Source organism: Bacillus sp. CPT56D-587-MTF (assembly GCF_058792335.1).
Genome location: NZ_JBYTEF010000001.1, coordinates 864,479 through 878,589 on the forward strand (window position 1 = coordinate 864,479; position 14,111 = coordinate 878,589).

A 14,111-nucleotide genomic window follows, 5' to 3' on the forward strand; every position below is an offset into this window, starting at 1 on the left:
TCAGGGCCTTTTTTATTCTCGCCTGGGGGGAAACCAGAGATATGAAGAGGATAAAGGAAAAGTAGTGAGGAGAACTCTCTAGTTTAGAAGGAAAGCAGATAAAGAATAAAAAGCATCTTTTTAGATGAAAGAGAGGATCGAACTGTAAATAGAAGCGGTTTGAGTCTTTTTATATTTGAGAGGTATGTTTCCGTTTCTTTTAATGAAAAATAACGTGAATAATGCGTTAGCTTTCTGTTTTATGCGAAATATATTCTAGACAAAAATACATTTATGTTTTAAAATTAGTACCAAGTCATAATAATTGATATAAAACGGAGGGCTGCGATGTGAACGTGGGCATTTTAGGGATCGGAAGATATGTGCCGGAAAAAGTAGTCACAAATCACGATTTAGAGAAAATAATGGAAACATCCGATGAATGGATTCGTACGAGAACGGGAATTGCAGAAAGACGCATTGCCGATGATACAATAGATACTTCATATATGGCCGTAGAGGCTTCTAAAAAAGCACTTGAAGATGCAGGAATTAGCGGAGAGGATATCGATCTTATTTTAGTAGCAACAGTAACACCAGATCGTGCTTTTCCAGCAGTTGCTTGTGTAATTCAAGAAGCAATAGGAGCGAAACATGCAGCCGCAATGGATTTAAGTGCAGCATGTGCTGGTTTTATGTACGGAATGATTACAGCGCAGCAATTTATTCAAACAGGAACGTATAAAAATGTATTAGTAGTTGGTAGTGATAAACTATCTAAAATTGTAGACTGGAACGATCGAAATACAGCAGTACTATTTGGAGACGGAGCCGGTGCTGTCGTAATGGGAGCTGTTTCAGAAGGTAAAGGCGTTCTATCTTTTGAATTAGGAGCAGACGGAAGTGGCGGCAAGCACCTTTATCAAGACGAGTATGTTATGATGAATGGCAGAGAAGTGTTTAAATTTGCCGTTCGTCAACTTGGTGATTCTTGTCTTCGCGTTTTAGATAAAGCTGGTCTTACGAAAGAAGATGTGGATTTCTTAGTACCGCATCAAGCAAACATTCGTATTATGGAATCTGCAAGAGAGAGGTTAAATTTACCACAAGAAAAAATGAGTATGACGATTGAGAAGTTCGGTAATACATCAGCTTCTTCAATTCCGATTGCAATGGTAGAGGAATTGCAAAACGGACGTATTCAAGACGGTGATTTAATTATACTTGTTGGTTTTGGCGGCGGATTAACATGGGGAGCAGTCGCTCTTCGTTGGGGTAAATAAGGACTGAGAGAAAAAAAGGAGTGTATTTTGTATGGAAAAAAAGAGGGTCGTAATTACAGGACTAGGAGCTGTTACACCGGTCGGAACAGATGTTGAAACAGCGTGGGAAAACATTAAAAAGGGTGTATCTGGAATCGGGCGACTTACAAGAATTGATCCAGAACTATTTCCAGCAAAAGTAGCAGCGGAAATTAACGACTTTGAAGTCGAGAAATATATTGATAAAAAAGAAGCGCGCCGTATGGATCGCTTTACACAATATGCAGTAGCAGCAGCGAAAATGGCAGTTGCAGATGCAAAGCTTGAAATTACAGAAGAAAACGGACCTCGAATTGGTGTATGGATTGGATCTGGTATTGGCGGTATGGAAACATACGAAGAACAATTTAAGATTTTTACTGAGAAAGGCCCACGCCGCGTGAGCCCATTCTTCGTGCCGATGATGATTCCAGATATGGCAGCAGGTCAAGTATCAATCGCAACAGGAGCAAAAGGAATTAACACTTGTTCTGTAACGGCTTGTGCATCTGGTGCAAACTCAATTGGTGATGCATTTAAAGCAATTCAGCGTGGTGATGCTGATGCAATGATTACAGGCGGAGCAGAAGCACCGCTAACAAGTATGGCATTCGCAGGATTTAGCTCAGCGAAAGCATTAACATTTAATGAAGACCCAGCAACGGCTTGCCGTCCATTTGATAAAAACCGTAGCGGTTTCGTAATGGGTGAAGGTTCAGGTATTCTAATTCTTGAAGAATTAGAGCACGCATTAGCACGCGGTGCTCACATTTACGCGGAAATTGCTGGTTATGGTGCAACTGGAGATGCGTTCCATATTACAATGCCTGCTCCTGGTGGGGAAGGCGGAGTGCGTGCAATGCGTCAAGCTTTAGCTGATGCAGGCCTACAGCCAGAAGATATTGATTACATTAATGCGCACGGTACAAGTACTGATGCGAATGAAAAATATGAAACGATGGCAATTAAAGAAACTTTCGGCGAGCACGCGTATAAAGTAGCGATTAGCTCAACCAAATCAATGACAGGTCACTTATTAGGAGCAGCTGGTGCTGTTGAAGCGATTTTCTCTATTAAATCAATTACAGACGGAGTAATTCCTCCAACAATTAACTATGAGACACCAGATTCAGAATGTGACTTAGATTACGTACCAAATCAAGCGAGACACCAAGAAGTAAATGCAGTATTAAGTAACTCATTAGGATTCGGTGGTCATAACGCAGTGTTAGTATTTAAATCGTATAAATAATCGATGAAATAAGGAGTTTTTTCGCAATAGATTGCGAAAAAACTCCTTATTTATTTTTACGCCTTTTTCTCCTGTAGCATATACATAAGAAAAAGGAGGGATAAAGATGGGGATTGTTGAAACAGCTGAATGGCTACATTTATATTATGGACGGCCAGAAAAACTTTGTGAGAAATTTACGAAGTATATTCCGTTGCCAAAAGAAAGGTTGTATCGCTTTTTAATTTCAAAAGGGATGTATCGCCCGATCATGCGCGGAGAAAAGGAAATTAAAGAATTAGAGGAAAAGGAAATTTGGAAAGAATTGAGCCTGGAGTATGATAAACTGAAAAATTGGTTAAAAGGTCCAGATGTCCCTGTCTTTATTTTATTATCAGATTCCTATAATCGAACTGTACAAGAAGAGTATAACGGTAGGGCTGGATTATCTATGCGTCATGTTATTTTCTTATTCGTATGTGGGCGGAATTCGGTAGAAGAATTAAAAGTGTTATTGGCGCATGAATATCATCACATATGCAGGTTACATCAAATTGAGACGAAAGAAACAGAATATACATTACTTGATACGATGATTATGGAAGGGCTAGCGGAACAAGCAGTAACAGAAAGGTATACAGAAAAAAACAATGCACCGTGGACGGCGTATCTTTCAAAAGAAGAGGCTGTTTATTATTGGAAAAATGTTGTACATGAAAGAATAAGTATAAAACGAGGAACGAGGGAACATGACATCTTATTAAATGGCTTTCACTCTTATCCGAAGATGCTTGGCTATGCGCTCGGATTTCATATTGTCAAAGATTGTGTAACTTTGGAAGGAGAAGATACACTTTCTTTATTATCTATAGATGCAAAAGAAATATTGAATAAAGCAAATACATTTCATATATAAAAAAACAGGAATTCTATTTCCTGTTTTTTTAGTATTAATAGAAGAAAAAATAATAATTAGAATATATTTCCTCAAGTGGAATAAAGTTAAGCAAAAATGAACATAATGATTGGTACAAACAGTAGTGAAGTGAGGGGTAGTGAATGTTATATCTACATGATGTATGGGTAAATTGGTTTGAAGGTGAAGAGAATGGGTATAACGTTTGTCATTTTTACGAATGGCGGAAAGATGATACGATTGAGCTATTAGATCAAGTGCCATTATTAAAAGTAGATGCCACATTATATCATTACATCGAGAACGAATTGTTAGAGCTTCCGCAAAAAATGCTGGAAGACGTACATCATAAGGCTTATATTCGTAAAAATCATGAACGTTTGCAGCAAGAGTATTGCTTTGTTGTTACAGATGGAAAAGGAATTATTGCGATTGACACAATTGGTTACAATGTACCAATTCGCAAAAGTAGACTTATACCACGTCAAGAGCAGATGGTATATGAGATGGTAGAAAACGTACAAGCAGAAAAGTATGAGTTCCAAGTAGAAGAAACAGAAAAAGAACATCATATTTTATCACCATCGCCTTTCATTATGAATGGCTTGACTCGTAAAGAAAGACAGCTAAAACAATTATTATTTATGGCGTTAGATCAATTACATACAACGAAAAACACAGCAGAAATTCGCTATTGGTTCACAGAGTGGGATCCATCAGCATATGGAATGGTTCAACATATGGAATTTGAAGATATTTGGGCTAAGCTGTATGATGAAGCGAAAACAGGCTGGTCTGATAAGCACGAACAATTATGCGAGCGTCTCGTAAAAGGACAGCCATTTTTTGAAAAGTTATGGGAAATGGAAAATGAGCAAAAGGTAAATTAAAAAACCGCCAATTGGCGGTTTTTTAATTTTGTAGAAATCTAGTTCCAGCGGCAAGAATGTTCGGTGGCTTCGCGCCTTCACATTCTAAACGAGCCGCCTCCGCTTTTTGTAGAAATCCAGCTCCGGCAGCGAGCTCTTCGTGTCTAAGAACCTTCCGCATAAGAAGACAAAAAGCGTCTTCTATGCGAAAGAACCTTATCCAGTCAGAGCTGAACGAGCTGCCTCCGCTTTATATGTTACCTACGTTTTCTGCTTAGTCCCATTGCGTTTTCTACTTTGCGTAGTTGTTTGAATGCAACGCGGTTTGCTTTTTCTGCACCTTTGTCTAGGATTTCGTCTAGTTCTGGTGAGTTGATTAGTTCGTTATATTTGTCTTGGATTGGACGAATAGCTTCTACGACTACTTGCGCTAGGTCGCCTTTGAAGTCGCCGTATCCTTTTCCTTCGTACATTGCTTCGATTTCTTCAACTGTTTTTCCAGAGAATGAAGAGTAGATTGTTAATAAATTAGAGATACCAGGTTTGTTTTCCTTATCAAATTTCACAATACCTTCAGAGTCAGTTACAGCACTCTTAATTTTCTTTTCAATTGTTTTTGGCTCATCAAGCATACTAATCATTGATTTTGGATTCGGATCAGATTTACTCATTTTTTTCGTAGGCTCTGTTAATGACATAACGCGAGCTCCTACTTTTGGAATGCGAATTTCAGGCATTGTGAAGATTTCGCGGTAACGTTTGTTGAAACGCTCTGCTAAGTCACGTGTTAATTCGATATGTTGCTTTTGGTCATCACCAACCGGCACGATTTCAGTGTTGTAAAGTAAAATATCAGCAGCCATTAATGGTGGATACGTAAGTAATCCAGCTGGAACTGAATCTCTACCAGAAGCTTTATCTTTATATTGCGTCATACGTTCTAATTCTCCAACGTAAGCAACAGATTGCATGATCCATCCTAGTTGAGCGTGTGCTGGTACTTCTGATTGTACAAATAAAGTAGCTTTTTCAGGATCGATGCCGCATGCTACATAAAGTGCAGCAAGACTGCGGATGTTTTTACGAAGCCCGACGGGATCTTGAGGTACTGTAATCGCATGTTGGTTTACAATACAGAAATAACAGTCGTGTTCATTTTGAAGCTCTGTAAACTGCTTCATTGCTCCTAAATAGTTTCCAAGTGTAATCGTTCCACTTGGTTGAATACCAGAAAAGATAACTGACATAAGTAATTCCTCCTAAAATAGAATGCGTGATGTGGGGAAGAGAAGGCAAACAAAAAAGCCCATTCATCCCAAAAACTATAGGGACGAATGGACCGTGGTACCACCCTAATTATTTCACTACTGTGAAATCTCTCTAATCCATAATAACGTTTGGATATAACGCCAAAGCCTACTACTTTCGGTTCGGTTTGGTGCTCAAAAGCCCATTCCATACTGTACAATTACTTGTTCACACCAACCACAAGCTCTCTGAAATTGCCTCAATATGTACTCTTCTTTATCATCGCATACATATAAATTTATTTATTGTTACTTGAGCTCTTTTAATATGAAAGAACTAAAGTTTTATAACAAAATGTTTTGCTGATTATTATATCATATGGGATAGTGTTTGCAAACTACATCAAAATAGTAAAGCTAATGAGTGTCGAGAACAACCCAAGGAAGATACCTGTAATACAAATTGGATATGTCCATTTGAATGAATATGTTTTATAAATACGTTCTTTCTTATCTGTAGGTTCCTCGACTTCTTCAATTAAAGAGTCAATCTTTTTGTTCGTACCAAATACTCTTTGGAATGCGTAAATGGTTACATTGAAAAAACCATTTTGAAATATGTATAAAAAACCGCCGATAAGAATAAAAAACAGTGCAATATAAAACAAAATGTTGACAAAGTTCAACAAAAATTGAGATGAAATGAGGAATGCACCAATACTAGAAGCAATCATCGCTATAAAAATTAGTATATAAGTATGAAAAAAAACTTTATTCAAAATATTCCCCTCCGTCAAAATATTACTAGAATTATTATACTATAAAAGCTATAATAAGTACTAGGATTAATTTTTTGAAAATTATACGCAATTAAAGGTCTGATTTTAAGATGATGGTAGCAATGTTAATGTATCCCTTTACGAAAAATTAAAAATATAAATATTTTATTAAAAATTTTAACAAAAAAACAAAAAACTATATTCACAATTGTTATATTATATGTATAATGAAAATTGTAGAAACTTGGAGATTATTCTTTCAATTCTACTTTTTAACAAGTGAGGGTACAGGAAGTGCAATTAGGGGAGGCAACACAACATGAAGAAAAAGATACCGTTATTACTTGCATCAACTTTAACTGCAAGTATGTTGCTTAGCGCGTGTAGCTACCAAAAAGATGACGCAAAAGCAAAAGGGAAAGAGAACGCTACGAGTAGTAGTAACGGAAAACAGATTCTTAATTTAACAGAGTTATCTGAAATTCCGTCAATGGATGCATCATGGGCATCTGATTCTTCATCTTCTACAGCATTAAATAATACGATGGAAGGTTTATATCGTATTGGCAAAGATCAAAAGAGAATGCCTGGAGTTGCAGAAGATGTCGAAAAGCTAGATGATGGGAAGAAATACATATTTAAATTAAGAAAAGATGCGAAATGGTCGAATGGGGAACCTGTAACAGCTAAAGATTTTGTGTATTCATGGAAAAGAGCAGTAAATCCAGATACAAAAGCAACGTATTCGTACATTATGTTCGATATTAAAAATGCAGAGAAAATTCATAAAAAAGAATTACCTGCTGACCAATTAGGTGTAAAAGCGATTGATGATTATACATTAGAAGTAGAATTAGACAATCCCGTTCCTTACTTTATCGATTTAACAGTTTATCCAGTATTTTACCCACTAAATGAAAACTTTGTAAAAGCACAAGGGGATAAATTTGGTTTAGAGGCAAATACAACATTATATAACGGTCCATTCGTTATGAGTGATTGGAAACATGAACAAAGTTTCCAATTCAAGAAGAATCCTTCATATTGGGATAATAAAACGGTTAAAATCGAAGAAATCAACTTTAATATTGTAAAAAATACAGCAACTGATGTAAATTTATATGAGACAAACGCGATTGATTGAGCGGCTTTAACGTCTGAATTTGTTGATAAGTTTAGAAAAAGCCCAGAGTTCCAAACAAGAAAAGAAGCAGGGGTTGCTTACTTAAGATTTAATCAAAGTAATCAGTACTTAAGTAATAAAAACTTAAGAAAAGCAATTTCAATGTCCTTTGACCGTGATAACATTGCAAAAGTTATTTTAAATAACGGTGCAATTGGAGCTTACGGATTTGTTGGAAAAGATTTCGCTGAAGGTCCGAATAAAAAAGATTTCCGAGCTGAAAATGGAAAGCTAGTTGAAACAAATCCAAAAGAAGCGAAAAAGCTTTGGGAAACAGCGAAGAAAGAGCTTGGAACTGATAAAATCGAACTAGAATTCTTAAACTTTGATAATGAAGATGCTAAAAAAGTTGGGGAATTCTTAAAAGGTGAGATGGAAAAGAACTTACCAGGTTTATCAATTAAAATTAAACAGCAACCATTCGCACAAAAAAATAAATTAGAAGATTCTCAGCAATATGATATTGCGTTTGGTATTTGGGGACCAGATTTCCCAGATCCAATCTCATATTTAGATATGTTTGTTACGAATGGTTCTCAAAATAAAACAGGGTATTCTAATCAGAAATATGATGAGTTAATCCTAAAAGCTAAAACAGATACAAAAGATTTACAAGCTCGCTGGGACAACCTTCTAGAAGTAGAGAAGATGTTAATTAAAGAGGATGCAGTTATCACTCCAATCTTCCAAAAAGGTTCAGCGTATGTAGTAAAAGGTGCCGTAAAAGATATTATCCCAATTAACTATGGTGGTAAATTAACTTACAAATGGGCATCTGTTGAACAAAAATAATCTTTTTTTCCATCGTTTACAAGGGTATATGCCTATGATGGGCATATGCTCTTATTTTAAAAAAATAAAAGTAAGAATATTTTAAACTATCTTATTGCTTTTGAGAAAAACGGGGAGGTGCTTGATATGGGACGTTATGTATTAAAACGTTTCGTGTACATGGCTTTGACATTATTTTTAATTACTACACTGACTTTCTTTTTGATGAAATTACTTCCGGGTTCTCCGCTTAAAAACCAGGAGAAGCTATCACCGGCACAAAAAGAAATCATTCTTGAAAAATACGGATTGAATGATCCGGTACCAGTTCAATACGCACGTTACTTAGGTAACCTAGCAAAAGGTGATTTAGGGGTATCATTCCAATATGATAACCGCCCAGTAACAGACATGATTGTGGATCGTATTGGACCATCAGCCCAATTAGGTTTACAAGCGATTATATTAGGAACATTTATCGGTTTAATTTTAGGTATTGTTGCCGCACTTCGTAATAATACGTGGGTAGATTATAGTGCAACAGTTATTTCGGTACTCGGAATGTCGGTACCATCATTCGTATTCGCCGCATTACTGCAATATTTCGTAGGGGTAAAACTTGGCTGGTTCCCAGTAGCATTCTGGAAAGGACCAGAGTTTACTGTAATGCCTACAATTGCATTATCGATGGGAGTTATCGCAACAATCGCACGTTTCTCTCGTGCAGAATTAATTGAAGTTATGCAAGCCGATTACATTTTAACAGCGAAAGCGAAAGGAATTAGCCAAGGCGTTATTATTGTCAAACATGCACTTCGTAATGCGTTAATTCCAGTTGTAACAATTTTAGGACCAATGGTTGCGGCATTAATTACAGGAACACTTGTTATCGAGCAAATTTATGCTGTACCAGGACTTGGGGAACAATTCGTTAAATCGATTACTTTAAATGACTATACAGTTATTATGGGAACTACGATTTTCTATAGTGCAATCTTCATTTTAGTTATTTTCATTGTCGATATTTTATACGGAATTATTGATCCTCGTATTCGTTTAGCGGGAGGGAAAAAATGATGAAAGATGTACAAAAATTATCTCCAGATTTATTTCAACAAGCCAATCAAAATAATGTTGATAATGAAGTCATTGCCCGTCCAAGCCTAACGTTTTGGCAAGATGTAAGAAGACGTTTATTCCAACATAAAGGTGCGATGCTTGGCCTTGTATTATTAGTTATCATTGCACTATTAGCGATTTTTGGACCGATGGTAAGTAAACACTCGTATAAAGAGCAAGATTTAGGTCGAGCGAAATTGCCACCAAAAATTCCAGTTATTGAAAATGTTCATTGGTTACCATTTGACGGTACAGATCAATATGGTGTTGACCAATATGAAAAACGTGATATTAAAGAGTACTTCTGGTTTGGTACAGATGATCTTGGCCGTGACTTATGGACAAGAACATGGGAAGGTACACGCGTATCATTATATATCGCTCTTTTAGCAGCAGCAATTGACTTAGTAATTGGGGTTGCATACGGAGGTATTTCAGCATTCTACGGCGGTAGAGTAGATAACATTATGCAACGTATTATGGAGATTATTAACGGTATTCCATACTTAATCATCGTTATTTTAATGGTAATCATTATGGGATCTGGTATTTGGTCAATTACACTCGCGATGGCGATTACAGGTTGGATAGGGATGTCGCGTATTGTTCGTGGACAAATCTTAAAGTTAAAAAACCAAGAATATGTATTAGCATCTCGTACATTAGGTGCAACAAATACACAATTAATTGTGAAACATTTAATTCCAAACGTAATGGGACCTATTATCGTAATGACAATGTTTACAATTCCATCAGCGGTGTTTGGTGAAGCGTTCTTAAGTTTCATCGGTTTAGGAATTCAGCCGCCATTTGCGTCACTAGGTTCTCTTGTAAATGATGGTTATAAATCTATTCAAACGTATCCGCATATGATGTTCATTCCTGCGGTTGTCATCAGTATATTAATTTTAGCGTTTAACTTAATGGCAGACGGATTACGCGACGCGTTAGATCCAAAAATGCGTAAGTAAAAGAGGGGAGAGGCAAAGATGAAAACATTGTTAGAGGTAAAAGATTTACAAGTCTCCTTTGATACACATGCAGGTGAAGTACAAGCTGTACGCGGCGTTACTTTTGATTTGAAAAAAGGAGAAACATTGGCGATTGTAGGAGAATCTGGTTCAGGGAAATCAGTTACTTCTAAAGCGTTAATGGGATTAATTCCGAATCCTCCTGGACGCATTAAAAATGGTGAAATCGTATTTGAAGGTCGTGACTTAACGAAATTAACAGAAAAAGAAATGCAGCAAGTACGCGGTAAAGATATCGCGATGATTTTCCAAGATCCAATGACATCATTAAACCCAACGATGACAATTGGAAATCAAATTATGGAAGGTCTAATTAAACACCAAGGGATGAGTAAAGCAGATGCACGTAAAGTTGCTTTAGAATTAATTGACCTTGTAGGTATTCCAAATCCAGAAGCTCGTTTAAAACAATATCCTCACCAATTCTCAGGTGGTATGAGACAGCGTGTAGTTATTGCGATGGCGTTAGCTTGTAACCCGAAATTATTAATTGCCGATGAGCCGACAACAGCGCTAGACGTTACGATTCAGGCGCAAATTTTAGAACTTATGAAAGACATTCAGCAAAAAACAGAAGCAGCAATCATTTTCATTACGCATGACTTAGGTGTAGTAGCAAACGTTGCGGACCGAGTGGCAGTTATGTACGCTGGTAAAGTTGTTGAAATTGGAACTGTAGATGAAATTTTCTACAATCCGAAACATCCATATACTTGGGGTTTAATCGCATCTATGCCAAGTTTAGATGGTTCAGAAGAAGAGTTATATGCAATCCCTGGAACGCCTCCAGATTTATTGAAGCCGCCAAAGGGAGATGCTTTTGCACCACGTAACCCACAGGCACTGAAAATTGATTTTGAAATGGACCCACCTTTATTTAAAGTAAGTGATACGCACTATGCGGCAACTTGGTTACTTCACGAGCAAGCTCCAGAAGTAAAACCGCCAACAGTCGTTGAAAAACGCATTCTTCAAATGAAAGCAGGTGAACAACATGACTAAACAACGTGAGAAATTAATTGAAGTAAAAAATGTAAAGCAGCACTTCGACGTGAGTGGTGGTGTTGTCAAAGCGGTTAATGATATTTCATTTGATATTTACCGCGGAGAAACATTTGGTCTTGTAGGAGAATCAGGTTGTGGTAAATCGACAACTGGAAGAACGATTATTCGTTTATATGATGCAACTGCTGGTGAAGTATTGTTCGATGGTGAAAACGTACATGGTAAGAAATCACGCGCAGAACTGAAGAAATTCAACCGTAAAATGCAAATGATTTTCCAAGATCCATACGCATCATTAAATCCTCGTATGACAGTAGGGGATATTATCGCAGAAGGTATTGATATTCACGGATTAGCGAAAAGTAAAAAAGAGCGCATGGACCGTGTTCATGAACTATTAAACACAGTTGGTTTAAATAAAGAGCACGCAAACCGTTTCCCACACGAATTCTCAGGTGGACAACGTCAGCGTATCGGTATCGCTCGAGCGCTTGCTGTAGACCCAGAATTTATCATTGCCGATGAGCCGATCTCAGCACTTGACGTATCGATTCAGGCGCAAGTTGTAAACTTACTGAAAAAGTTACAAAAAGAAAAAGGTTTAACATACTTATTCATCGCCCATGATTTATCAATGGTAAAATACATTAGTGATCGTATTGGTGTAATGTACCGTGGCCAAATCGTTGAGTTAACAACAAGTGATGAATTATATGCGAATCCAATTCATCCATATACGAAATCACTATTATCAGCGATTCCACTTCCAGATCCAGATTATGAGCGCAATCGTAAACGTATCGTATATGATCCATCACAGCATAATTATGGTAGTGAAGCACCAACAATGCGTGAAATTCGCCCGGGACATTTCGTACTATGTTCGGAAGCGGAGTACAAGAAATATAAAGAGATTTATCAATAAGAAAAAGAGCCATTCTTCTGTTATGGAAGGATGGCTCTTTTTCTACTATATAAAAGAATTGTATACATTTGTCGGTCAGTCGATATATTTAAAGAATCGCCGATATAAATCTCATGTATCATTAGTGATATCCATATGCAAAATTACTGAACTTGAACAGAGACATTCTCCTCTTGTTCTTCAGGTTTAACAAGTGCATAACGCTCCCATGCTCTACTTTTCCAGCGGAAGAACATAATAATGGCACGTGTCCATTCGTCGATGGCGATTGCTAGCCAAATACCAACGAGCCCCATATCTAAATGAAAGGCGAAAAAGTAACCTAGTGGTAAACTCATTAACACCATAGAGAATGCACCGATTAAAACAGGATATTTTGCATCACCAGCTGCACGAAGCGAATTAATGATGACGATATTCATCGTACGTCCCGTTTCAAGTAGTACACTTAGTAAAAGAACACTTGCGCCTAACCCGATAATGTACGGATTATCTGTAAACAGTCCCATTAATTGTGTACGGAATGTAATAACGAGAGCGACCATACATAAAGTTACACCAATCGCCCATTTTACACTTTTCCACAAGCGTTCGTATGCTTCATCTTTTTCGCCACCACCAACGAGGCGGCCAATAATAATGGCTGTTCCCATACCAATTGCAATAGCGAATAAATAAGTGAACATAGAAATGTTCGTAGCGTATTGTCTAGCCGCTAACGATTCCGTTCCTAAATATGTTGCATAGTATAAGAAGACAATTTGACAAGCTTGATACATAACTTGCTCAAAAGCAGATGGAATCCCGATTTTTAAAATTTTCCCGATATATTCTTTTGATAAGGTGAAATAATATTGTAATTTTACACGATATTCCATAACGCGGTATAGTAACCAGAAGAAAACAATAAGCGCTATAAGTCGGCTGACAGCAGAAGAAATGGCAGCCCCTTGTACACCGAGCTCAGGGAAACCAAATTTCCCGAAAATGAGTACATAGTTTCCAGCGATATGAATCATATTCATTCCGAGTGAAATAAACATCGCTTGCTTTGTGAAACCGTGTACACGGATAATTGCGGCTAATGAGTTAATAATAGCTTGTAGGAAGATGGCTCCTCCGACGATAGATAAGTAGTTTTGCGCATACGTTAGTACATCGCCTTGTAAGTTCATTGCGAGCATCATATGTTTCGAAAATAAAAGAAACCCAGCGCTTATAACGAGCCCAACTATTAAATTTAATGTGACGGCTAATGCTGATATTTTAGATGCTTCCATAAAGCGTTTGGAACCGAGGTATTGAGATACGACGATAGCTGCGCCGTTCCCGATGACTTCTAGTACCAAAATAGCGATATGGAGGTATTGATTCGCTGCACCAACCCCAGATACAGCATCGTCTGATAATGCACTTAACATGAAAGTATCAGCGATCCCCATTAACATAAAAAGAAAAACTTCTAGAAAAATAGGCCATGTTAATAAGAATAAACTTAATTTCTCAGTAGGCCCGTTTTTTGCCTGAATTGCTGCCATGTCCGTCCCCTCTTTACCGATATCTATTTTTAGCAAAATGTATCGTAACATACTTTCTTAACCTTTGCACTCATTTTAGCCTACATATTTTTATTATGAAGAGAGTGCTATTTTATGATAAAAACAAAAGGATAATTATACATAAAGTATTATGAGATATAAAATTCATTTTTCTCTGATAATTTAGAAAAGTATAAAAAATATTGTTTTTAACACT

General features: G+C 37.0%; 11 protein-coding genes, 1 pseudogene and 1 other annotated feature. Of the genes and pseudogenes, 9 read left to right on the forward strand and 3 right to left on the reverse strand.

Annotation, left to right across the window (positions count from 1 at the left end):
- Positions 1 to 329: 329 nt before the first annotated feature.
- From fabH to AC3WVZ_RS04530, 4 genes are all read left to right on the forward strand, one after another.
- Positions 330 to 1,262 carry a beta-ketoacyl-ACP synthase III gene (fabH, locus tag AC3WVZ_RS04515; RefSeq protein ID WP_001100547.1) on the forward strand — a complete coding sequence of 311 codons (933 nt, stop codon included), beginning with the start codon at positions 330 to 332 and terminating at the stop codon, positions 1,260 to 1,262.
- Positions 1,263 to 1,293: 31 nt separating this feature from the next.
- Complete coding sequence (gene fabF, locus AC3WVZ_RS04520; RefSeq protein ID WP_233936082.1) at positions 1,294 to 2,532, forward strand: beta-ketoacyl-ACP synthase II; 1,239 nt, start codon at positions 1,294 to 1,296, stop codon at positions 2,530 to 2,532.
- 106 nt (positions 2,533 to 2,638) lie between these two features.
- Complete coding sequence (locus AC3WVZ_RS04525; RefSeq protein ID WP_000513277.1) at positions 2,639 to 3,427, forward strand: DUF2268 domain-containing putative Zn-dependent protease; 789 nt, start codon at positions 2,639 to 2,641, stop codon at positions 3,425 to 3,427.
- A 143-nt stretch (positions 3,428 to 3,570) separates the two neighbouring features.
- Positions 3,571 to 4,317 carry a YjbA family protein gene (locus tag AC3WVZ_RS04530; RefSeq protein ID WP_000966127.1) on the forward strand — a complete coding sequence of 249 codons (747 nt, stop codon included), beginning with the start codon at positions 3,571 to 3,573 and terminating at the stop codon, positions 4,315 to 4,317.
- A 236-nt stretch (positions 4,318 to 4,553) separates the two neighbouring features.
- On the opposite strand, the gene trpS is transcribed toward AC3WVZ_RS04530, so the two are convergent.
- On the reverse strand, positions 4,554 to 5,543 hold the full coding sequence (gene trpS, locus AC3WVZ_RS04535; RefSeq protein ID WP_000110982.1) for a tryptophan--tRNA ligase: 990 nt from the start codon (positions 5,541 to 5,543) through the stop codon (positions 4,554 to 4,556).
- A 76-nt stretch (positions 5,544 to 5,619) separates the two neighbouring features.
- Positions 5,620 to 5,836 (reverse strand) — a binding site (T-box leader).
- A gap of 105 nt (positions 5,837 to 5,941) precedes the next feature.
- Positions 5,942 to 6,322, reverse strand: a complete 381-nt coding sequence (locus tag AC3WVZ_RS04540; RefSeq protein WP_233936084.1) for a DUF3899 domain-containing protein — start codon at positions 6,320 to 6,322, stop codon at positions 5,942 to 5,944.
- Positions 6,323 to 6,641: 319 nt separating this feature from the next.
- Here AC3WVZ_RS04540 and AC3WVZ_RS04545 point away from each other — a divergent pair.
- The 5 genes and pseudogenes from AC3WVZ_RS04545 to AC3WVZ_RS04565 all read left to right on the forward strand — a co-directional run bounded on the left by AC3WVZ_RS04545 (position 6,642) and on the right by AC3WVZ_RS04565 (position 12,356).
- Positions 6,642 to 8,297, forward strand: a pseudogene (locus AC3WVZ_RS04545) (peptide ABC transporter substrate-binding protein).
- Between the two features lie 126 nt (positions 8,298 to 8,423).
- On the forward strand, positions 8,424 to 9,353 hold the full coding sequence (gene opp3b / locus AC3WVZ_RS04550) for an oligopeptide ABC transporter permease (RefSeq protein WP_000534167.1): 930 nt from the start codon (positions 8,424 to 8,426) through the stop codon (positions 9,351 to 9,353).
- Entirely contained in the window at positions 9,350 to 10,366 is a 1,017-nt protein-coding gene (gene opp3C / locus AC3WVZ_RS04555; RefSeq protein ID WP_000974106.1) for an oligopeptide ABC transporter permease, read from the forward strand. The genes opp3b and opp3C overlap by 4 nt, the downstream gene beginning before the upstream one ends.
- A gap of 18 nt (positions 10,367 to 10,384) precedes the next feature.
- Positions 10,385 to 11,428, forward strand: coding sequence for an ABC transporter ATP-binding protein (locus AC3WVZ_RS04560; protein ID WP_233936086.1), 1,044 nt, complete (start codon positions 10,385 to 10,387; stop codon positions 11,426 to 11,428).
- Positions 11,421 to 12,356 (forward strand): ABC transporter ATP-binding protein, encoded by a 936-nt coding sequence (locus AC3WVZ_RS04565; RefSeq protein WP_000166348.1) that lies wholly within the window; start codon positions 11,421 to 11,423, stop codon positions 12,354 to 12,356. The genes AC3WVZ_RS04560 and AC3WVZ_RS04565 overlap by 8 nt, the downstream gene beginning before the upstream one ends.
- A gap of 143 nt (positions 12,357 to 12,499) precedes the next feature.
- Here AC3WVZ_RS04565 and AC3WVZ_RS04570 read toward each other — a convergent pair whose 3' ends face one another.
- Positions 12,500 to 13,945, reverse strand: a complete 1,446-nt coding sequence (locus tag AC3WVZ_RS04570) for an MATE family efflux transporter (protein ID WP_002164600.1) — start codon at positions 13,943 to 13,945, stop codon at positions 12,500 to 12,502.
- Between the last annotated feature and the right edge of the window lie 166 nt (positions 13,946 to 14,111).